This window comes from Erythrobacter donghaensis (assembly GCF_002155425.1).
GTDB classification, from domain to species: domain Bacteria; phylum Pseudomonadota; class Alphaproteobacteria; order Sphingomonadales; family Sphingomonadaceae; genus Erythrobacter; species Erythrobacter donghaensis.
This window is the reverse complement of the sequence record NZ_MUYG01000005.1, coordinates 146,601-167,687: the sequence shown is the minus strand read 5'-3', so window position 1 is coordinate 167,687 and position 21,087 is coordinate 146,601. Positions and strand designations below refer to the sequence as shown.

The window sequence follows — 21,087 nt, the reverse complement described above, 5'->3', positions numbered from 1 at the left end:
GATTGTGTTGAAAAACCCGGCGCTGAGATCGGCGCTGGCGCGAGCCTGAGCGGCGCTCTGAGGCTTCGCCCCCGCTTATGCGGGGGCTGTGGTGGCTGGCATGGGGATCAGCTTGGCCATTTTCCGGAGGTTTTGGGCGGTGGCTGCGAGGAGGAACTCGTCTCTTGCGCCGTTTGGACCTCGCAGGCGCAGGCGATCCATCCTGAGGATGCGCTTGAGGTGCGCGAACAGCATCTCGACCTTCTTGCGCTGGCGGCGCGAGACCAGATAGGCGTCGGTCGTGGCGATATCGCGGGCCAGATCACGGGCGCCCTCGTGGACTGAACGCAGGATCTTGCGCGCTGGTTGGGTCGGGCAACAGCGCGGCTTGAGAGCGCAGGCACTGCAGTCGAGCTTGCTGGCGCGGTAACGCAACATGCCGTTCTCATCGACGAACGGACGTTCCTCGCGATAGACCTTCTGCCTCTGGCGCAGCCGCTTGCCAGCAGGGCAGATATAGCTGTCATCCTCATGGTCGAAGGTGAAGGCCGAACGCTCGAAGGTATCATCGCGGCGGGCAGACTTGTCGAACACAGGGATGTGCGGCTCGATGCCGCGCTCCTCGACCAGCCAGGACAGGTTCCTTGCATCGCCATATCCGGTGTCGCCCACGAGCCGCTCGGGCCAGAGGCCGAAGCGCTCCTGCGTCCGGTCGATCATGCGGCGCTGGGCGGTCACCTCGGCCTGACGGATGGCGGTGGTCGCCTCGACATCGACGATCACTGCGTTCTGGAGATCAATGAGGTAGTTGGTGGCATAGGCGAAGAAGGCACGCTCGCGGCTTGCCGCTGTCCAGCGTGCGGCCGGATCGGCCACCGCCAACTGCTTGGGCGGCACCGGGGTTGCGCCCCCGAAGGCCGCATCGTCGAGCACAGCCAGATACTCGCGAACGGCATGGCTGGTGGCCGGGTCCGGCAAGCCATCGGCCTGATCGACGGCATGCTGGCGGTTCACATCGGCGCGCACGAGGCTGCCATCGACCGCGAACCCTTCACCGCCGACCAGTCCTTCGGCGATGCAGCGCGCCACGGTCGTCTCGAACAGCTGGCGCAGCAGATCACTGTCGCGGAAGCGACCGTGACGGTTCTTCGAGAAGGTCGAGTGGTCGGGCACATCGCCTTCCAGCCCCAGGCGGCAGAACCAGCGATAGGCGAGGTTGACATGCACCTCCTCGCACAGCCGCCGCTCGGACCGGATGCCCATGCAGTAGCCGATGATCAGCATCCGGATCATCAACTCGGGATCAACTGACGGTCGTCCGGTCGAGCTGTAGAAGGGACGCAGATGTTCGCGAATGCCCGACAGGTCGACGAACCGATCGATCGAGCGCAGCAAATGATCCTGCGGAACATGCCGCTCCAGGTTGAAGCTGTAGAACAGGGCCTCCTGCGCCACCGTCCGCTCACCCATCATCCGACCGTCTCCGCTTGTCTGCCAAGACATAGAATCAATACTTTAGCCCGATTGCAAGGAGGAGTTTTTCAACACAATCCAGCCAAAAGCTGACATCGGCGATCGGCCCCCGTTGCGGTTATGTCATGTTCGTCGCCCCGTGCTTGACACGGGGTTCGGCCTTTCTTGATTTTCGGTGGCGAAGCGAAGAAGCCAAGCCCCGTGCCAAGCACGGGGTGACGTGGGAGGGGGAGGTAGCAGGAATCCACCCAGTTGCGATCACAACGCTCTGGCGAGGCAGCTCCCGAAAGCGGACGCGCGCCCTATCCGTTCAGCGCATTGATCGCCGCGTGGACCCGCGCTTCGACCTCGCCGCGGGGGAGGCCGGCGGGGATCGTGTCGCCCACCTTGTAGGTGATCCGTCCGGGGCGCTTCACCACGTGGTGATAGGTCGCGCCGCTGTCCACCGCGATCGGCACCACCGGCAGGCGCAGCAGCTTGTAGAGCCCGGCGAACCCCGCCTGCAGCGGGGGCCGTGTGCCGTGGGCGACGCGGGTGCCTTCGGGGAAGATCACCAGCGGGCGGCCTTGCGCGACCCGCTGCTTCGCCAGCGCGAGCATCTGGCGCAGGGTCTTGGCGCCATCCTCTCGCGCCACCGGGATCAACCCGTAGACCAGCGCCGAATAGCCCCAGCCGGGGATGCGGAACAGCTCGTGCTTGGCGAAAACGGCGGGGAAGGTGAACAGCCGCGGGGTGTCGATCGCTTCGAAGAAGGCCTCGTGCTTGACCGCGATCAGCACCGGACCCTGCGGCAGTTCGCCATCGAGCACCACCTCGATCCCGAGCAGATGCTGCACGCACCACAGGTGCCACGCGCCCCACCGGCCGACGATCCCGCGCAGCCAGCTGCGCTGCACGGTCACCGCCACCACCGAGGCGACCACAAGCAGCGCGCTGCCGCCATAGAACAGCACGTAGAAGACAAGGCTGCGCAGCGCGGCGATCAGTCCGCTCAAAGGTCCGCCAGCCCCGCCGCGCGGCTGGCGAGCAGCTTGTGATATTCGAGGAACAGCGTGCCGACATCGGGCTGCGAGGGCACCGCATCGCGCACCACCGTGACCGAGGCGGGCAGAGTGCGGGCGAGCTCTCCGGCGGCGCGGCGCATGTGCCAGTCGGTGGTGACCAGCCTGAGCGAGCGGACTTCGTTCTGTGCCACCCACTTGGCGGTCTCGGCCGCATTGGAGCGGGTGTCGACCGCCGCAAAGCCGAGCGTGACGCAGCAGGCCATGCGCTGCGGCGAGACTCCGAACTGGACGGCGAATTCCTGGGGGCGCACCTCGCGATCGACGCCGCTGACCAGCATCTTGCGCGACAGGCCTTCGTCCAGCACCGCCAGCCCGCGCGGGATGCGCCCGGCCCCACCGGTCGGCACGATCACCGCGTCGGTTCTCACCCCGTCCTCGGCGGGTTGCGGCAGCATGGTGGCGAACCACAGGAAGCCGATCGCCCAGGCCAGGAATATCACAGAGAGCACGCGCCGGATCATCACGCGTCGCCTAAAGCATGTCGCGCAAGGCAAGCGCAATGGTGATCCGCGCGGTCAGCAGCGCCAGCACCACGCCGGCGAGCGGAATCGCCGCGATCACCAGCCAGTCGCCGAGGGTCAGCCCCCCGCCGCTCACCATCGCGCTCCCGAGCGCGGCGAACTGCTGGCCGAGCAGCCACACCGCCGCCACCCCCAGCCCGGCGCCGACCAGCGCGCCGAAGGTCGCCTCGCGCAGCACGTCGCGCAGGAACACGGCGCTGACCTGACGCTCGCTCGCGCCGAGCAGGTGCATGATCTCGACCGTCTCGCGCGCCCCGGCAAAGGCGTTGCGCGCCGCCAGCCACACCGCCGCCGCGGTCGCCAGCGCGACCAGCACGATCAGCGCCAGCGCCATCCACTGCATCGCTGCGAGCGCATCGGCCACGGGCTTCAGGAAATCGCCCTGCGCATCGACCCGCGCACCGGGCACTTTCGCCGCAAGCGCTGCCTCGATCCGCGCGACATCGTCGGCACCCGCCTTGGACGACAGCTCGACATCGATCAGCGCCGGGATCGGCACGTCGCCCGACGACGCGCCCTCGCCCAGCCATGGTTCGAGCATGGCGACCAGCTCCGCCTCGGGCAGCAGGCGCACTGCGGTGACGCCGTCGAGCCCTGTCAGCACATCCACCGCCGCCTGCCCGCGGGCCTCGCGCAGATCGGGGTTGGGCTCGATCACCTGCACGCTCACCGCTCGCGACAGCCCGGCATTGGCGCTGGCGGAGAGATTGGCGAAGGCCAGCCCTCCGGCGGCGGCGACCACCACCAGCGCGATCAGGATGGCGATCACCCAGGGGATCGGGCCGGTCAGGCGCGCAGGCGGCAGCAGCCGTGCCGCCGCCCGCCCGAGCGGACGCTGCGGCAGCGGCGCGGCGAGCGCGGCGTCGTCTTCAGGCTCGTCGGCCTCGGGCCCGGCGGGGAGCGGCGGCAGCGTGCTCATGGTGCCCCGCTTACCCCCGAAACCCGCGGCGGATAGCGCAGCGCGCCGGTGGGGTCGGAAAGCTGGCCCTTGTTCAATCGCATGATCAGCGAATCCGGCACCTTCTTCAGCAGGTGCACATCGTGGGTCGCCACCACCACCGTGGTGCCCACGCGGTTGTTGAGCGCCTCGAACAGGCGCAGCAGCTTCAGCGCCATTTCGGGGTCAACGTTGCCGGTCGGCTCGTCGGCGATCAGCATCTTGGGCCGGCCGATCACCGCGCGGGCGATGGCGACGCGCTGCTGCTCTCCGCCCGACAGGGTCGGCGGCACGGCATGAGCGCGGTGCGACAGACCCACCCAGTCGAGCATGTCGCCGACTGCCTTCACCACCTTCTTCTCCTCCGTCCCCGCCAGCCGGAGCGGGAGGGCGACATTGTCGAAGGCGGTGAGATAGGGGACGAGACGGAAGTTCTGGAACACCACGCCGAGGCGGCGGCGCAGATCGGGCAGGCGTTCGCGCGGCATCGTCACCAGATCCTGCCCGAACATCCGGATCGCCCCGCGCGAAGGCCGCTGGGCGAGGTAGAGCAGCTTCAGCAGGCTGGTCTTGCCGGCACCGCTGGCGCCGGTGAGAAAGTAGAAACTGCCGGGGAACAGCGTGAAGCTCAAGTCGCTCAGCACCTCGGGATCGGTGCCGTAGCGCAGCCCGACATTGTCGAATTTCACATGGCCCGCGAGGTTGTCGCTCATGGGCCGCACCTAACAGCGGGGCGGGGTGCGGAAAAGCCGCAAGCTGCAAAGAGTGGGCCCCATCACCCGATTTTGCCCCCGCAATGTGGAAAACAGAGGGTAAATGCCCCTCGCGGGCTTGTGCGCTCTTGTGTGCGGGGGCGCGGTGATTCATGCTTTTTGCGACATGATCATCGTGTGCCCCGCTTGCAGCACCCGTTATGCTGTACCCGACGCCGCCGTCGGCAGCGAGGGCCGCACCGTGCGCTGCGCCAAGTGCAAGCACAGCTGGTTCCAGGAGCCGCCCGAAAGCGCAGCGCCTCCCGCCCCGCCGACCCCCGCTCCCGCGCCGCCTCCGCCACCCGCCGAGCCCGCCGTCGCGACCCCGCAGCCGGCCCCCGAGCCGGCGAGCGAAGGCCCGTCGGTAAGCCACTGGCGCTCGCCCGAGGCGTCCGGCGGCGATCCGGGCTATACCGAGGAAGACACCGGCTTTGCCGTGCGCGCGCTGCGGCGCGGGCTGGCCAAGGACGGCGGGGCTGAACCGCCGGTGGGCACGCCCGCCGCTCCGGCGTCGGAGCCTGCCCCCGACTTTGCCGACGACACCCCCGACCCGCCCTTCGATGACGAGGACACGGACGAGGACGGCGGCTCGCAGTTCGATTACCGCGCCCCCTTCACCCGGCGGCGCAACACGCTCAAGATGTGGACGCTGGCTGCGGCGCTGTTCGCGGCGATCGCCACCGGGCTGGTCGTGGCGGTCAATTACTACGGCCTTCCCGATTGGGTGCCGATCAAACGCCCGACCTTCGGCGCAAGCCAGCCGGCGCTCGATTTCAATTTCCCCCGGGGCGAACAGCGCAAGCAGACGCTCGAAAGCGGCGAGGCGATCTTCCAGGTGCGCGGCACCATCACCAACACCAGCCGCGAGAGCGCGGCGGTGCCCGATGTGCTGCTGGTGTTCAAGGACCGCCGCGACCGCAATGTCGGCGACTGGCTGGTGCCTCCGCCCAAGCGCCGTCTGGCTCCGGGTGAGACCATGCAGGTGACGCAGGCGGTGCGCAATATCCCGCCCGAAGCCGCCGAAGCCAAGCTCGGCTGGGCCCCCAACTAGCGCCTTCGCGCACAACCGCGTCAAACCGCTTGCGCGCGGCCAAACCCCTTGCTAGGGGCGCGCTCCTACCGCGGGGCCAGCGCTTTGGCTGCCCCGGCATACCCCGAGTGCGGTCGTGGCGGAACTGGTAGACGCGCAACGTTGAGGTCGTTGTGGGCGAAAGCCCGTGGAAGTTCGAGTCTTCTCGACCGCACCAATTTTTCCCTGACATGATGTGAGATATCCGGGACACCGGACGCCCCGCTCCCAACGGCGCGGCGGTGGTGCTGTGCGCCTCAGTCCAGCGCCAGTTCCAGTTCCGCCCGCAGCCCGCCTTCGGGCCGGTTGGCGAGCCGCAACTGCCCGCCATGCGCGCGGGCGATGGCGGCGACGATGGCAAGGCCGAGCCCGTGCCCGCCGGTCGCCCGGTTGCGCGACGGTTCGAGCCGCACGAAGGGCTCCATCGCCGAGGGCAGGCGATCTTCGGGGATGCCGGGGCCATCATCCTCGACCACGATGGTGGCGAACCGTTCGCCCGCTTCTATCCCGATCGCCACTTGCCCGCCGTAGCGCACGGCGTTCTCGACCAGATTGGCAAGCGCGCGACGCACCGCTGCCGCATCGACAGGGGCGAGGATCGGGGCTGCGGTGGGTGAGGTGCCCTCCGCGCCTTTCGCGCGGAAACCGGCGGCAACTTCGCGGGCGATGTCGGCAAGGTCGGAGGGCTGGCGCACCACGGAGGTCGTGTTGCGCGCCAGCGAGAGGATCCCCTCAAGATCGCCGGACAGCCGGTCGAGGGAATCGATCATGTCGCGGCGCACCGCCTCGTCCCCCACCAGCTCGACCTGAATGCGCAAGGCTGCGAGCGGCGTGCGCAGATCATGACCGATCGCGCCCAGCATCACGTCGCGTTCGCGCAGCATCCGCACGATCCGCTGCTTCATGGCGCCAATCGCGGTGACGAGCGCGCGCACGTCGCTCGGCGCGGTGGCGGGCGCGGGATCGCCCGCCGGGGCCGCACCGTCGCGGCCCGCCTCCCAGCTGTCGGCCTCGCGGGTCAGCACCGCGAGCGGACGTGTCGCGCTGCGCACCAGCCACAACAGCGGGACCAGCAGCACGGCGAGGATCACCAGCGTCTGAAGCGCCAACTCGGCGATCACCGGGCCGAGCGGGTCGGGCCCGCGGGCGCGGGCGGACAGCCATCTGCCATCGGCAAGCCGGGCCGCGACAATCAGGACATTCCCTCCGCGCGGGCCGGGCTGAACGGCGGCCTGCACCTCGGTGACACCCGCATCGGCACCCTCGGCGATGCGCGCGCGCAGCACCGCCTCGACATCCGTAAGGCGGGGCGCAGCGGGCGCGACCGGGCTCGCGCGCGAGGCAACGACCGCCGTGCGCCGTAACCCGCGGCGCGGTGGCAGCGCCCGGACTTCTCCCGCGTCGCCCGCCTCGATCGCATCGACCAGCCGGGCGATGGCGGGGCTGGCGGCGCTCTCGATCCCGAACCCGCGCCGCTCGCGCAGCTGGAGCGCGAAGTTCAGCGACTGGGCAAGGATCAGCCCCAGCGCGACGATCAGCATCACCTGCTGCGCCAGCGACAGCCGCGCAAACGGCCTCACAGCCGCGTCACCTTCGCGGAGAGGACATAGCCTGCGGCATGGACGGTCTTGATGAATTCGGGCGCTTTGGGATCGGCCTCGATCTTGCGGCGCAACCGGCTGATGGCGTTGTCGACCGCGCGGTCGAAGGGGCCGGCCTCGCGCCCGCGGGTGAGATCGAGCAGCTGGTCGCGCGACAGGGGAATGCCGGGGCGCTGCACCAACGCTTCGAGCAGGAGGAACTCACCGCCGGTCAGCGGCACCTCGGTGCCGTCCTCGTGGGCGAGGCGGCGGCGGGTGACGTCGAGAATCCACGGGCCGAAGCGGAAGGCCTCGTGATCCTCAGCCCCCCCGACGCTGCGCTGGCTGCGGCGCAGGATCGCGGCGATGCGCGCGGTCAGCTCGCGCGGGTTGAAGGGTTTGGCGAGGTAATCGTCCGCGCCCATTTCCAGCCCGATGATGCGGTCGATCTCCTCGGCACGGGCGGTCAGCAGGATGATCGGCAGATCGCCCGTGGCGCGGATGAAGCGCGCGAGGCTGAGCCCGTCTTCGCCCGGCATCATGATGTCGAGGATGGCAAGGTCGAAGGCCCCGGCCTGCAACTGCGCACGCGCCTCGGCCGCATCGGCGGCGGCGGTGACGCGGTACCCGGCATTGGCCAGCACTGCGGCGAGCGGTTTGCGGATCGATTCCTCGTCATCGACTAGCAGCAGATGCGGTCTGGCGGTGGTCATCGGGTCTTTCAGCGGTTCGGGTCAGCACCGGTGCGATAGCACGGATGCGGGCAAATGTGTGCGAAGGCGGGGGCCGGCGCTAGGCCAAGCCCCCGCTTCGTCTGGCAGCGAGGCCGATCAGCCGCGGCGGGCCTTGCGCGCCTCGCGCATGGCGGCGCGCTCCTCGGCAGTCACGACGCCGTCCTTGTTGGCATCGGCCCGCTCGAACCGGGCGAGCGCCTTGGCGCCGAATTCCGCGCGGGTGATGACCCCGTCGCCATTGGCGTCGATCTGGCCGCGCCCTTCGCCGCGCCCCTCGCTACGCATGCCGCCACGGCGTTCGCCGCCGCGCTTGTCGGCCATCTCGGCCCCGCGGGCCTCCCGGCGTTCGGCGCGCTTGGCACGGTGCTGTTCACGCGCGGCCTGCATTTCGGCCTGTTCAAGCTGGCCGTTGCCGTTGGCATCGATTTTCTGGAAGCGCTGGTCGAGGCGGGTGTTGAGTTCGGCCAGGGTGACCGCACCGTCCTTGTCGATGTCGCCGCGAGCGCCGTGGGGCGGAGCGGCGATGGCCGTGCCAGCCAGAGCGATCGAGACAAGCCCGCCGGTGAGAAGAGTGGCAATTCGCATGGTTTATTCCTTTTGCAGGAAGGCCGCATGATCGCCGCCTCTGAAGCTCTTATGGCGGGCGGCTGTCCCAGCGGTTTGTCAGGGCAAGCGGTAAATTGTCGCAAGATGTAACAGGCGGCGCGGTCGCACTGGGCAACATGAAAAAAATAATTTGCCTAACCGGCGCGCTAATCGGGGCGCCCAAAGCCGGTTTCGATCCGCCACCTTCTGCAACAAATCAAACGTTTGCAAATGCGGTTCGCCCCCGGGTGAGGGGTTGCGGGCCTGCGCGGCGAGCCATTTGAGGGCGATGGCGAAGGAACGTGCCTAACGAATTGCTAACCATCGCTGCGTAATTGCCCGATGGTATGAACACCCAGAATCGCCTTTACCGGTCGTCCACCTCTCTCATCGCCACCGCGCTGGCGCTTGCTACGCTGGGCGCAGCGCCCGCGCTGGCGGGCGGCGTGACTGCGGGCACGCTGATCGAGAACACCGCCGTTGCCAGCTACGAAGAGGCTGGCATTGCGCGCAACGTCAACTCCAACACCGTCACCGTGCGGGTCGACGAGCTGCTCGACGTGACGCTGACCTCGCTCGATCCCGGCCCGGTGACCGCGCGGCCGGGCGATGCTGTGCTGACCTTCGAGCTGACCAACCAGGGCAACGGGCCCGAAGCCTTCCGCCTGCTCGCCAACACGGCGGTGGGCGGCAATGATTTCGATGTGACGCTGCGCGCCATCGCGATCGATAGCAACGGCAACGGCACCTATGACGAGGGCGTCGACGAGATCCTCAACGCGCCGGAGACCACCGCGGTGCTCGCGCCCGATGCGGCGCTCACCGTGTTCGTGCTGGTGACTGTGCCCGATGGCGTCACCGACGCGCAGACCAGCAATGTCGATCTCAGCGCCGAAGCCGTCACCGGCAGCGGCACCCCCGGCACCGCCTTTGCGGGCGCAGGGGTGGACGGCGGCGACGCGATCGTCGGCAACACCGGCGCGCTGGCGACCGCGCGCGGAGCCTTGGTCAATGCCATCGCCAGCGTTGCGCTGGTCAAGTCGGTGGTGCTGCGCGATCCGTTTGGAGGCACCAGCGCGGTGCCCGGCACGATTGCCACCTTCACCATCGAAGCGCGCGTCAGCGGCACCGGAACGGTCGCCAACCTGGTGGTGCGCGATGCCATTCCCGCCGGCACGACCTACGCGCCCGGCACCCTCACGCTCGACGCCGCACCGCTGACCGACGCCGCCGATGGCGATGCGGGCACGGGGTCCGACGCCGACGGCATCGCCGTCACGATCGGCAGCGTTACCGCCGGCACAAGCCGGGCCGTCACTTTCGAAGTTACCTTAGACCAGTAAACCGACCAGACATTCTACAGCGAAAACAACCAAAAACCACGGGGCCACGACCATGAAGACCTTCACCACCCTGATGTTCACCGCCGCGGCCGCCGCCGCGCTTGCCATGCCCGCGCTGCCGCTGGCAGCCCAGACCTCCAGCCCGATCGCGCTCAACGGCGACGTCAAGGCGGTCAAGATCGTCACCGACGCCGACGGCAAGGAGCGCACCGAGCTGGTGGAGCCCACCGCGATCGTTCCGGGCGATCGGCTGGTGTTCGGCACCGACTACGCCAACAAGGGCGGCGATGCGGTGACCAACTTCGTCGTCACCAACCCCCTGCCCGCCGCCGTGCGCCTCGCGCCCGATGCCGATCCGGCGCTTGAGGTGTCGGTCGACGGGGGCAAGGCCTTCGGCGCGCTGGCCGCGCTGACCATCACCAATCCCGACGGGACCACCCGTCCCGCCACCCAGGCCGACGTCACCCACGTCCGCTGGGTGCTGGCCAGCATCGACCCCGGCGCTTCGGGGCGGCTGACCTATCCCGCCATCATCCGCTGACCTGCGGAGGGTAACCGCCACGTCCTGCGGGCGGCATTTCTGACGCGGGACACACACTCAGGACCGAAACCATGAAGACCACCAAGCAGTTGCTCGGTGCGGTAAGCGCGTTTGCGCTTGTCGCCATGACGAGCGCGCCTGCTCTGGCCCAAGGGACCAGCGCCGGCACCGAAATTACCAACACCGTCAATGTCACCTTCAACGTCAACGGCGTCACCCAGAACGCCGAGACCGCGACCGACGTCTTCACCGTCGACCAGCGCGTCAACGTGACCGTCACCAATGTCGGTGCGGCCACCAGCGTTGCGCCGGGCGAGACCGATCAGGCGCTGGCCTTTGACGTCACCAACCTGTCGAACAGCAGCGTCGATCTTGAACTGACCGCGCTGCTCAACGCCGGGACTGCGGCCAATATCAGCAACATCCGCGTGTACCTCGACACCAATGGCGACCGCGTGCTCGACGCGACCGAACTCGCGGCCGGGCCGATCACCTATCTCGATGAAGTCGGCAGCTCGGCGACCGGCGTCACCGTGGCCGTGATCGTGCTGGCCGATTTCGGCCTCAATGCGGTCAACGGCGACAGCTTCGACGTCGCGCTCACCGCCAATGCCCATGCCGCTGGCGGCGCGGGTTCGCTGGGTGCAGAGCTCGTCGAATCGGCGACCAACACCACCGGCATCGACACCGTGCTGTTCGACGGTCAGGGCGCCACCGACGCGCTGCGCGACGGCGCGTTCTCGGCGATCGGCACCTACACCGTGGCAGGCGCCGTGGTCGATGTGGCCAAGGCGAGCCGCGTGGTCAGCGATCCGGTTAACGGGACCAACAACCCTAAGGCGATCCCGGGCGCGACGGTCGAATATTGCATCACCGTGTCGAACGCGACCGGTGCGGCGACCGCGACCGATGTCGACGTGACCGACGATCTGCCCTTCGACGTCACCTATGACAGCGCCTTCGGCATCTTCGTCGATGGCGATGCGACCTGCGCCAACGGCACCGCCGGCGGCACCTTCACAGCCAACGCTGGCGTAGGCGGCGAAGACCGGGTGTCGGGCGACCTCAGCGATGTCGCTGGCGGTCAGACCCGCTCGCTCTACTTCCGGGTCACGATCGACTAAACCCCTGATCGGGAAGCAGGTCTTGCGTGTAACCCCCTCCTTGCGGCGCGTCGCGGCAGCACTCTTTGCAGTGCTGCTGCCGTTTGGCGCGTGGCAGGGAGGGGCAGCCGCACAGACGACTGACGGCGCGGCGGTGCGCACCATCACCAACATCGCCGAAGCCACTTGGGAGGCTGACGGATCGAGCCGCCGGATTTCGAGCAATCCGATCCGGTTCGACGTCAGCCTCGCCCCGCCTGCTCCGCCTGCGATCCGGGTGTTCCGGCGCGCGCCGGGCACGGGTTCCGAACTGGTCTACCGCTCGCCGGTCTGCAGTGCCGGGGGCAGCCCTGTGCAAACCGGCCGCTCGTCGGCGCGCACTGCTGTCAGCCCCAATCCGGGCGCAACTTCGGCGCTCAACACCTCGATCGTCCAGCCGACCGACCGCCTGCGCGGGGGCGAGCCGCTGTTCTTCGAAGTGACGGCGGCCAGCGCCAACCGCGATCCCGCCGCGATCGACAGCCTCACCGTGGTGCTCACCAGCCTCGAAGGCGACCGCGAGACCATGACCGTGTTCGAAACCGCCCCCGATAGCGGCGTGTTCACCGGCGTGATCGATACTTTCCGCATTCCCCCGCCGCTGGTGCAGGAAGATTGCCGCCTCAGCGTCGGGCCGGATTCGCGCATCACCGTGGCCGCGATGGCTCCGGGCAGCGACACCATTCTGGTGCAGACCGACGTTGCCGTGCTGGTCGATCCCTTTGGCGTGGTGTTCGACAGCGAGACCGGCGAGCCGGTCGACGGCGCGCGCGTTACGCTGGTCGATGCCGTCACCGGCGCGCCTGCAACCGTCTTTGCCGAGGACGGGACAACCCTCTGGCCTTCCGCGATTATCTCCGGCGGCGACATCACCGATGCGAGCGGGCGGACGGTGATGATGGGGCCGGGCGAGTTCTGGTTCCCGCTCACCGCGACGGGCCGTTACCGGCTGGTGGTCGATCCCCCCACCCCCTACACCGCGCCCTCTGCCGCCCCGCGCGAGCTGCTGGCGCGCGTCACTCGCCCCGATGGCAGGCCGCACGTGATCCGCGAAGGGTCGTTCGGCGATGCCTTCGTGCTTGAGAGCCCGATCCCCTACGAGATCGACATTCCGGTCGACCGCCCCGGTATCGACCTCGCCCTCACCAAAACCGCCTCGCGCGTCAATGCCGCGCCGGGCGATGCGATCTTCTACACGATCACCGTGCGCAACGCCGATCCGGCGCGGATCAAGCGCGCGGTGACGCTGACCGACACGCCTTCGCGCTGGCTGCGGCTGCGGCCCGACACGATCCGCATCAACGGCACCGCCGCCGCGCCGGGGGTCGTGACCGTCGCTCCCGATGGCCGCGTGCTGACCATCGCGCTCGGCGACATTGCCGCAGGCGGCAGCGCGCGGGTGACCTATGCCATGACCGTGCGCCCCGATGCGCAGCCGGGCCGCGCGCTGAACGATGCGCTGGCGCGCGATGCGCTGGGCCGTCAGGTACGCGCGAGCGCGGCGGTCGATGTGGTGCGCGAAGGGATCGCCGACCGGATGACCATCATCGGCCGCATCACCGCCGGGGCCTGCACGCTCGACGAGGCTGCGCGCACCGGAATCGCGGGCGTTCGCGTGATGCTGGAAGACGGCAGCTTCGCCGTCACCGATGCCGACGGGCGCTATCACTTCGAAGGCGTGGTGCCCGGCACGCACGTGGTGCAGGTCTCGCGCATGACCCTGCCTGAAGGCGCGCGGATGATCGATTGCTCGGCCTCGACCCGCAACGCCGGCAGCGCGATCTCGCGCTTTGCGATCGGACAGGGCGGCAGTCTGGTGGTCGCCGATTTCCACGCGGTGCTGCCCGAAGGCGCGCCGGTTGCGGCGGCTCCGACCCCCGCTCCCGCCGCGGAAGGCCCTCCGCCCGACCCCGCGAACCCCGCCCAGCCCACCGCCGCGCCCGACGATTACCTTGCGCTGGGCGATGGCGAGGACGGCTTCCTCAGCCCCACCGAAAACGCCAACCCGCGCGCGCCCGCGATCCGCGTCGCGATCCGCCACCGCCGCGGGCAGAGCGTGCAGCTGCTGGTCGACGGCAAGCCGGTCGATCCGCTCGCCTTCGACGGCACCCAGACGCCCGAGCGCGGCAAATATGCCGTCAGCCAGTGGCGCGGCGTGCCGCTGGTGAACGAGCGCACGATGGTCGAAGCGCGCGTGCTCAACTCCTTCGGTGAGGTCTCCAAGACCTTCACCCGCGAAGTGTTCTTCACCCGAACGCCCGCCAAGGTCGAATTCCTGCCCGCACTTTCCAACCTCGTCGCCGATGGCCGCACCCGCCCGGTGGTGGCGATCCGGGTGCTCGATCGCAACGGCCGCCCGCTGCGCGAGGGCATTTCGGGCAACTTCACGCTCAACGCCCCCTATCAGAGCGCCGAGCAGATCGATCGCCAGCAGCTCAATCAGCTGACCGGCACCGCCCCCATCGCCGCGCGCTGGGTGATCGAGGGCGAGGAAGGCATCGCCCGCATCGAACTCGCACCGACGATGGTCAGCGGCTCGCTGCGGCTCGACTTCGCCTTCAACGACGGCACCATAACCCGCCGACAGGAGCTGGAAACCTGGATCGAGCCGGGCGATATCGAATGGACCATCGTCGGCCTGGCCGAAGGCACGGTGGGCGCGCGTTCGGTTGCCGACAACATGGAGCGCAGCGGCCAGTTCGACAGCGATCTTGGCGATGATGCGCGCGTCGCGCTCTATGCCAAGGGCCGGGTGCTGGGCAAATATCTGCTCACCCTCGCCTATGACAGCGCCAAGCAGCGCGAAGACCAGCGCGTGCTGGGCGCGATCGACCCGCAGGCCTACTACACCGTGTTCGGCGATGCCTCGGCGCGCCAGTTCGATGCTGCCAGCCGCGAGAAGCTGTATGTGCGGATCGAGACCGCGACCTTCTATGCGCTCTACGGCGACTTCCAGACCGCCTTCAACCAGACCCGCCTTGCCAATTACAACCGCACCGCCACCGGCGTGAAGGGCGAGGCGCGGGTCGGCGGAATCAAGGCGCAGGGTTTCGCCGCCGAGATCGCCAGCCGGTTCCAGCGGCAGGAGATTCAGGGCCAGGGCATTTCCGGCCCCTACAGCCTTGCGAGCCGCCGCATCCTCGCCAATTCCGAGCGCGTGACCATCGAAGTGCGCGACCGCTTCCGCCCCGAACTGATCGTCTCGGCGCGCGAGCTGACCCGCTTCGTCGATTACGACATCGACCTGCTCTCGGGCACGATCAGCTTTGCCGCCCCGGTGCTGAGCCGCGATGAGAACCTCAACCCTCAATTCATCGTGATCGAGTTCGAAACCGACGGCGCGGGCGCGGCGGAGTGGAACGCCGGGGTGCGCGCCGACTGGACCAGCGATGATGGCGCGATCCGCATCGGCGCGACCGCGATCAGCGATGCGGGCCTCGAAACCCGAAGCGGGGAAGTGCAGCGCACCGATATCGGCGCGGTCGATCTGCTCGCCCGCGTCGGCGACAACACCGAAATCCGCGCCGAGCTGGGCCTCAGCCGCCGCGAGGGCGAGGCCGCGGCCGGCTGGCTGGTCGAAGCGCAGCACCAGACCGCCAGCCTCGATCTGCTCGCCTATGCCCGCCAGATCGACGCCGACTATGGCATCGGCCAGCAGAACGCTGCCGAGCGCGGCCGTCGCAAGATCGGGATCGATGGGCGGGTGCTTCTGAGCCAGCGCTTCAACTTCACCGGCAGCCTGTGGCAGGACGACAGCCTGACCGACACGGTCCGCCGCCGCGCCGCGCAGGGCCAGTTCACGCGCACCGGCCTCAACACCGATCTGCGCCTCGGCATCACCCATTTCGACGATCGCCTCGCCGATGGCTCGACCGCCGCCTCGACCGTGCTCGAAGCCGGAGCGACCCAGCGGCTGATGGGCAACCGGCTGGAACTGTCCGCCGGGACCGCAGTGGCGCTGGGCCAGAGCGAAAGCCTCGATCTGCCCGCGCGTCACCGCCTCGGCCTGCGCTATGCGATCACGCAGGACGTGCGGCTGGTGGGCACCTATGAATTGTCCGAGGGCGAGACTCTGAAGGCGCGGCAGCTGCGCGGCGGGATCGAAGTCGCGCCGTGGCAGGGCGGGCAGATCGTCACCACGCTGGGCGAGGAGACCATCGGCGAGAACGGCACGCGCAGCTTTGCCGCCTTCGGCCTGTCGCAGACGCTGCAGGTCGACCAGCACTTCACCATCGACGCCACGCTTGACGGCAACCGCACCATTGGCGGCAACCCCGGCACCGCAGGCGTGATCAACCCCGCCCAGCCCACGGCGAGCGGCGGCCAGCTGACCGGCGGATTGCTGTTCGAGGATTTCACCGCCGTCACCTTCGGCGTCGCCTGGCGCAAGGACCGCTGGAGCGTCACCGCGCGCGGCGAGATGCGCGATGGCGAGACCGCCGACCGCAAGGGCGCGCAATTCGGCGCGATCCGCCAGCTGGGCGAAGGCAGCCTCGTCGGATCGGGGATCACCTGGACGCATTCGGAAGCGGTAGGCGGCGCGACGGCCGAGATCCTCGATGCCAGCATCGCCTTTGCGCACCGCCCCGACGGGGAACCGCTCGCCATGCTCGGGCGGCTCGAATTCCGCTCCGACCGGATCACCGGCGGCGTGGCAGGCGAGATCGGCGGCGCCGGGGGTGCGGGCCGCACCGCGCTGGTGGTCGATGGTGATGCCACCGCGCGCCGCCTGGTCGCCAGCCTCTCGGCCAATCTCACGCCGCGCGGGGACGAGGACGGGGCCGAAGTGCGCCGCCACGAATTCGCGCTGTTCCTCGGCGCGCGGCACAATCTCGACCGCTTCGAAGGCACCGAATTTGCCGGCACCTCGGTGCTGGTCGGGGCCGACGGCCGTATCGGGATCGGCGAGCGCTTTGAAATCGGCGCGAGCGCCACGGTGCGTTCCAACCTCACCGACGAGGTGACCAGCTTCGCCTATGGCCCGACCATCGGCGTGACCCCGGTGAAGGGGATGCTGCTGACGCTGGGCTACAATGTCGAAGGCTTCCGCGACCGGGACTTCCGCGCGGCCCGCAACACCGACGAGGGTGTCTTTGCGGCGGTGCGGATGGCCTTCGACGCCGACAGCTTCAGCTTCCTCGGGCTGGGGAGGTAGGCGATGCGCAGCGCCCTTTCCGCCCGGTTTGCTAACCGCGTGTTTACCATGATTTCCTATAGCCGAGACATGGCCCTTCGCATGCTCCCTGTCCGCCGGATGCTGGCTGCGATGGCGTTGTTGTTTGCGCTGATGTGGAGCCCGGCGGCGATGGCGCAGAACTGCGGGCAGGCCGCCACGCAGGGCACCGCGCCTGCCAGCTGGCAGACCTATTGCTGGCTCAACCTTGCCAATTACAACGACACGCTGGCGCGCACCGCAGCCGGGCAGACGCTCAGCTTCACGCTGCCCGATGGCTCGGTGCTGAGTTTCAATGCGCGGGTGACGGGTACGACCACCGCTTACAACGCTGTCACGTCGCCATCGTGGACCGGTGCTGCGATCGGCAACACCGCCTTCATCGGCATTCCCGGGCGCCCGGTGCTCTACACCGCCAGCGCGGGGACGCGTACCATCACCCTGTCGAACATCACCGTCATCCCGCCGGTGGGCGCGAGCGCGACGGTCTATTCCTTCGTCGTCGCCGATGCCGAATCGAGCAACCAGAGCGAGAGCCTGCGCATGACGACCAATGGCGGCGGGTGGCAATTGCTCGACGCGGTCAATCCGATCAGCGGATCGGCCTTCCCCACCATCAGCGGGGTCGGCACGGGCACGGTCACCATCGGCGGACAGCCCGGCACGGTCGGAGCGCATATCCTCGGCAGCAACAGCCCCACCAGCGTGACGGTGGAGACGCAGGCCGGCGGCTTGCAGGGGGTGATGTTCGCGGTGCGCTTTGCCACGATCCGGCTGGAAACCCAGATCATCGGCGCGCGTGTGAGCAGCGCCGACCAGTTCAATTACCGCATCGCTTCGGCCATCACCGGCGCGACGCTCAACAACGGGACGACGAGCGGCAGCGGCGGCGGGCCGTTCAGCGCCGCGCCGCTCAACATGTCCGCCGGGCTTCCGCTCAGCCTCGCGCTCGACATGGCGCCGGGCAGCGCCAGCCCGCTCTCGGCCTATGTCAGCAGCCTCACCTGCGTGAACACCGCGGGGGCTACACGCGCCGCGCTGCCGAACAATCTCGCCGCGACCAGCACCGCGATCGGCCAGCTGCAATTCGGCGAGTATCTGGTGTGCACCTACACCGTCGGCGCCCAGCCCCGGCTGCAAGTGCGCAAAGTTCTCGGCAGCGGCGGACGGCGCTTTTCCGGCGACCAGTTCACCATCCGCATCCGTCAGGGCCAGACCATCGTCGCCAGCCGCACCACCACCGGATCGAGCGGCACGATCAATGATGGCGACACCGGGCTGGTGCAGGTCACTTCGGGGACATCCTACATCTTCGACGAAGTCGCCGCCGGCACCACCAGCCTTGCCAATTACGACGCGGTCATGGCCTGCACTAACAGCGCCAGCGGATCGCCGACCGCACTGCCCTCGGCCGTGGGCGGCGCCGTCACCCCGCGTCCGGGCGATGTGATCGTCTGCACCATCACCAACACCCGCAGCAGCACCGCCGAACTGGTGGTCGAGAAATCGAGTGTGGTGATCTCCGACCCGGTCAACGGCACGATCAACCCCAAGCTGATCCCCGGCGCGATCGTCGAATATGCGATCACCGTGCGCAATGTCGGCGCGTCGCGGCCCGATAGCGCTTCGGTCATCATCACCGACATCATGCCAGCCGACATGGCCTTTGCCACGGGCACCCCGGTGACCTTCACCAATGGCGCGACCACCAGCGGGCTGTCGAGCTTCAATGCGGCAACGATGGTGGGCTTTTCATCGAACGCGAGTGGGTCGGGGCCCTATACCTACACCCCGGTCGGGGCGTTCGATGCCGCCGTGCGGGCGATCCGCATCACTCCGGCAGGGCGGATGAATGCCGCCACCAGCGGCACCAGCCAGCCCAGTTTCACCATCCGTTTCCGCGCGCGGGTGCAATAGGCCGGATCGCCGCGACGCGGGCGGCTGACAGACCCGATTACGCGTAGCGGACAGCACGATTTCTTAAAGGCTTGCAGCGCAAAGCGCTCGGCGTGCACCCCGTTCCTCGTCTCGATGCCATTCGCAATCTCGGGCTCGATGCGATCCCCGACCGCGACCTGTTTTCGCGCATCACATTGCTGGCAACCAGCATCCTCGATTGCCCGATCGCGCTGGTTTCGGTGGTCGAGCAGGATCGTCAGTGGTTCCTTGGCAGCACCGGCACCGACCTTGTCGAAACCCGGGTCGAGGACTCCTTCTGTGCGGTCTGCGTGCTGGGCGCGGGGCCGCTGCTGATTCGCGATGGGCGCGAGGATCCGCGGCTGGCGGGCAGCGATCTGGTGACCGGGCCGCCCTATATCCGGTCCTATCTCGGCGTGCCGATCCGGGCCGACGATGGCATGGTGCTGGGCGCGCTGTGCGTGATTTCGCCCGAGCCCGATGCCTTCACATCCGATCAGATCGCCCCGCTGGCGATGCTGGCGGAACTGGCCGAGCAGAGCCTCGCGCTCCATGCCCGCACCCGCGCGCTGAGCCTTGCCAATGCCGCGCTCCAGCAATCCACCCAGATTTTCCGGCAGGCCGAGCGTGCGGTCAATGTCGGCAGCTGGCGGGTCGAAATGGCCACCGGAGAACTGGTCTGGTCGGATCAGGTCTTCGCGATCACCGGGCTGGAGTCTGGCCCTTCGATCAACGTCCGCGATGTCGTGAAGCTCTATCAGCCCGAAGACCGGGCGATGGTCAGCAAGGCGATGGATGACACGCTGAACGACGGCAAGCCGTTCATGTTCGAGACCACGATCCGCCGCCGCGACGGCGAGCAGCGGCGCATCCGCGTGGTGGGCGAGCGCATCGATGTCGACGGCAAGCCCGAATGCGTGGCCGGGATCATCCTCGATTGCACCGAAGAACACCTGCGCAATGTCGCCCTGAAACGCGCTGCCGAGCGTGACCGGCTGACCGGGCTCTACAACCGCGCGACCTTCGACCGGCGGCTGGCGCGGGCGATGAAGCGGGTCGAAAGCGAGCCGGTGACGATTGCGCTGATCGATCTCGACGGGTTCAAGGATGTCAACGACACGCTCGGCCATCTGGTCGGCGACCGGGTGCTGGAAACCGTCGCGCTCCAGCTGCGCCAGCGCACCGGCTCCGGCATGTTGCTGGCGCGCTGGGGCGGGGACGAGTTTGCCCTGCTGTTCCCGCCCGCGATGCCGCTGGCGGAGGTGACAGCCTTTCTCGAAGGTCTGCTGGCCGATCTTGGCGCGCTGCCTCCGCTGGGCAGCGCGATGCTGCGGATCGGGGCGACCTGCGGCGTCGCGCACATGACCACACCGGCCAGCAGCGAGGAGATCATGCGCCGCGCCGACCTTGCGCTCTATCGCGGCAAGGAAAACGGGCGCGGCTCGGTGGTGTGCTGGGATCAGCAGATCGAAGCGCGCCAGTCCGATCGCCAGCGGGCCATCGCGATGCTGCGCAGCGCGCTCAACGAAGGGCGCGTGCTGGCGGCCTATCAGCCGATCCTGGCGCTCGATAGCGGCAAGGTGGTCTCGGTCGAGGCGCTGCTGCGGCTCGGGGGCGAAGACGGCGCGATGATCGCCGCGAGCGAGGTCTTCGCCGCGCTGCTCGATCCCGAATTGTCGCGCCGGGTAAGCCGGGTGATGCTGGATCAGGTGGTCGCCGATGGGCCAGCGATCCTCGACCTCTATGGGCCGGACACGCGGATCGGCATCAACCTGTCGGAGGCGGACCTCAGGCAGGGCGATTTCGTGCGCCATCTGATCGACGTGATCGACGACAGCGCGCTCACCCCGCACAACATCACCATCGAAGTGACCGAGACCATGCTGATCGACGCGGGCGGCCAGCTGCGCGCCTCGCTGGCGATGCTCGACGAATGCGGCTTCACGATCTGCCTCGACGATTTCGGCACGGGCTTTTCCTCGCTCACCCACCTGCGCGCCTTCCCGATCCACAAGGTCAAGATCGAGCGCGATTTCATCGCCGCGATCGGAGAGGATCATCAGGCGCGGCTGATCATTCAGGCGATCGTGCAGATGGGCCACAGCCTCGGCCTGCGCGTGGTGGTCGAAGGGGTCGAGACCGAGGAGCAGGAGATCTTCCTGCGCGCGATCGGATGCCGTCATGTGCAGGGCTATCGCTATGGCCGCCCCGCGCGGCTGGCGGACCTGCGCGCACCAGCGACGGAGACCGAAGCGCCCGCGCGCCGCCGGGCCTAGT

Annotated in this window: 15 protein-coding genes and 1 tRNA gene; 8 read left to right on the top strand and 8 right to left on the bottom strand. The window is 68.5% G+C overall.

Going from position 1 to position 21,087, the window contains the following annotated elements:
- Nucleotides 1-75: 75 nt before the first annotated feature.
- From BZF59_RS01315 to ftsE, 5 genes are all read right to left on the bottom strand, one after another.
- Nucleotides 76-1,452: an IS1182 family transposase gene (locus tag BZF59_RS01315; protein WP_086606213.1), complete on the bottom strand. Its 1,377-nt coding sequence runs from the start codon at nt 1,450-1,452 to the stop codon at nt 76-78.
- A gap of 302 nt (nt 1,453-1,754) precedes the next feature.
- Nucleotides 1,755-2,447 (bottom strand): lysophospholipid acyltransferase family protein, encoded by a 693-nt coding sequence (locus BZF59_RS01310; RefSeq protein WP_245805962.1) that lies wholly within the window; start codon nt 2,445-2,447, stop codon nt 1,755-1,757.
- The gene (locus tag BZF59_RS01305) at nt 2,444-2,977 is read right to left on the bottom strand and encodes a YdcF family protein (protein ID WP_086606439.1); all 534 of its coding nucleotides are present in this window, start codon (nt 2,975-2,977) and stop codon (nt 2,444-2,446) included. The genes BZF59_RS01310 and BZF59_RS01305 overlap by 4 nt, the downstream gene beginning before the upstream one ends.
- Before the next feature lie 10 nt (nt 2,978-2,987).
- Nucleotides 2,988-3,956, bottom strand: coding sequence for a cell division protein FtsX (locus tag BZF59_RS01300; protein WP_086606438.1), 969 nt, complete (start codon nt 3,954-3,956; stop codon nt 2,988-2,990).
- Nucleotides 3,953-4,687 carry a cell division ATP-binding protein FtsE gene (gene ftsE / locus BZF59_RS01295; protein ID WP_086606437.1) on the bottom strand — a complete coding sequence of 245 codons (735 nt, stop codon included), beginning with the start codon at nt 4,685-4,687 and terminating at the stop codon, nt 3,953-3,955. The genes BZF59_RS01300 and ftsE overlap by 4 nt, the downstream gene beginning before the upstream one ends.
- Nucleotides 4,688-4,853: 166 nt before the next feature.
- On the opposite strand from ftsE, the gene BZF59_RS01290 reads away from it, so the two are divergent.
- Nucleotides 4,854-5,777, top strand: coding sequence for an MJ0042-type zinc finger domain-containing protein (locus tag BZF59_RS01290; RefSeq protein WP_158094239.1), 924 nt, complete (start codon nt 4,854-4,856; stop codon nt 5,775-5,777).
- A 109-nt stretch (nt 5,778-5,886) separates the two neighbouring features.
- A tRNA-Leu gene (locus BZF59_RS01285) sits at nt 5,887-5,973 on the top strand.
- A 79-nt stretch (nt 5,974-6,052) separates the two neighbouring features.
- Here the strand turns inward: BZF59_RS01285 and BZF59_RS01280 are convergent.
- The 3 genes from BZF59_RS01280 to BZF59_RS01270 form a co-directional block, all read right to left on the bottom strand.
- Nucleotides 6,053-7,375 carry a sensor histidine kinase gene (locus BZF59_RS01280; protein WP_086606435.1) on the bottom strand — a complete coding sequence of 441 codons (1,323 nt, stop codon included), beginning with the start codon at nt 7,373-7,375 and terminating at the stop codon, nt 6,053-6,055.
- Complete coding sequence (locus tag BZF59_RS01275) at nt 7,372-8,088, bottom strand: response regulator (protein ID WP_086606434.1); 717 nt, start codon at nt 8,086-8,088, stop codon at nt 7,372-7,374. The genes BZF59_RS01280 and BZF59_RS01275 overlap by 4 nt, the downstream gene beginning before the upstream one ends.
- Nucleotides 8,089-8,205: 117 nt before the next feature.
- Nucleotides 8,206-8,694, bottom strand: a complete 489-nt coding sequence (locus BZF59_RS01270; protein ID WP_086606433.1) for an EF-hand domain-containing protein — start codon at nt 8,692-8,694, stop codon at nt 8,206-8,208.
- 347 nt (nt 8,695-9,041) lie between these two features.
- Between BZF59_RS01270 and BZF59_RS01265 the strand changes: the two genes are divergently transcribed.
- The 6 genes from BZF59_RS01265 to BZF59_RS01240 all read left to right on the top strand — a co-directional run bounded on the left by BZF59_RS01265 (nt 9,042) and on the right by BZF59_RS01240 (nt 21,086).
- Nucleotides 9,042-10,037: a DUF11 domain-containing protein gene (locus BZF59_RS01265; RefSeq protein WP_086606432.1), complete on the top strand. Its 996-nt coding sequence runs from the start codon at nt 9,042-9,044 to the stop codon at nt 10,035-10,037.
- 52 nt (nt 10,038-10,089) lie between these two features.
- The gene (locus BZF59_RS01260; protein WP_086606431.1) at nt 10,090-10,578 is read left to right on the top strand and encodes a hypothetical protein; all 489 of its coding nucleotides are present in this window, start codon (nt 10,090-10,092) and stop codon (nt 10,576-10,578) included.
- Between the two features lie 71 nt (nt 10,579-10,649).
- Complete coding sequence (locus tag BZF59_RS01255; RefSeq protein WP_086606430.1) at nt 10,650-11,702, top strand: DUF11 domain-containing protein; 1,053 nt, start codon at nt 10,650-10,652, stop codon at nt 11,700-11,702.
- Between the two features lie 22 nt (nt 11,703-11,724).
- Nucleotides 11,725-16,875: a hypothetical protein gene (locus BZF59_RS01250; RefSeq protein WP_245805961.1), complete on the top strand. Its 5,151-nt coding sequence runs from the start codon at nt 11,725-11,727 to the stop codon at nt 16,873-16,875.
- A gap of 69 nt (nt 16,876-16,944) precedes the next feature.
- On the top strand, nt 16,945-18,810 hold the full coding sequence (locus BZF59_RS01245; RefSeq protein WP_158094238.1) for a CshA/CshB family fibrillar adhesin-related protein: 1,866 nt from the start codon (nt 16,945-16,947) through the stop codon (nt 18,808-18,810).
- 92 nt (nt 18,811-18,902) lie between these two features.
- Nucleotides 18,903-21,086: a putative bifunctional diguanylate cyclase/phosphodiesterase gene (locus tag BZF59_RS01240; protein WP_158094237.1), complete on the top strand. Its 2,184-nt coding sequence runs from the start codon at nt 18,903-18,905 to the stop codon at nt 21,084-21,086.
- Nucleotide 21,087: the final 1 nt, after the last annotated feature.

Bases quoted from the DNA above. Each gene is read 5' to 3' on its own strand.
- BZF59_RS01315 (WP_086606213.1), bottom strand. From the start codon at position 1,452: ATGATGGGTGAGCGGACGGTGGCGCAGGAGGCCCTGTTCTACAGCTTC.
- BZF59_RS01305 (WP_086606439.1), bottom strand. From the start codon at position 2,977: ATGATCCGGCGCGTGCTCTCTGTGATATTCCTGGCCTGGGCGATCGGC.
- BZF59_RS01300 (WP_086606438.1), bottom strand. From the start codon at position 3,956: ATGAGCACGCTGCCGCCGCTCCCCGCCGGGCCCGAGGCCGACGAGCCT.
- ftsE (WP_086606437.1), bottom strand. From the start codon at position 4,687: ATGAGCGACAACCTCGCGGGCCATGTGAAATTCGACAATGTCGGGCTG.
- BZF59_RS01290 (WP_158094239.1), top strand. From the start codon at position 4,854: ATGATCATCGTGTGCCCCGCTTGCAGCACCCGTTATGCTGTACCCGAC.
- BZF59_RS01275 (WP_086606434.1), bottom strand. From the start codon at position 8,088: ATGACCACCGCCAGACCGCATCTGCTGCTAGTCGATGACGAGGAATCG.
- BZF59_RS01270 (WP_086606433.1), bottom strand. From the start codon at position 8,694: ATGCGAATTGCCACTCTTCTCACCGGCGGGCTTGTCTCGATCGCTCTG.
- BZF59_RS01265 (WP_086606432.1), top strand. From the start codon at position 9,042: ATGAACACCCAGAATCGCCTTTACCGGTCGTCCACCTCTCTCATCGCC.
- BZF59_RS01260 (WP_086606431.1), top strand. From the start codon at position 10,090: ATGAAGACCTTCACCACCCTGATGTTCACCGCCGCGGCCGCCGCCGCG.
- BZF59_RS01255 (WP_086606430.1), top strand. From the start codon at position 10,650: ATGAAGACCACCAAGCAGTTGCTCGGTGCGGTAAGCGCGTTTGCGCTT.
- BZF59_RS01245 (WP_158094238.1), top strand. From the start codon at position 16,945: ATGGCCCTTCGCATGCTCCCTGTCCGCCGGATGCTGGCTGCGATGGCG.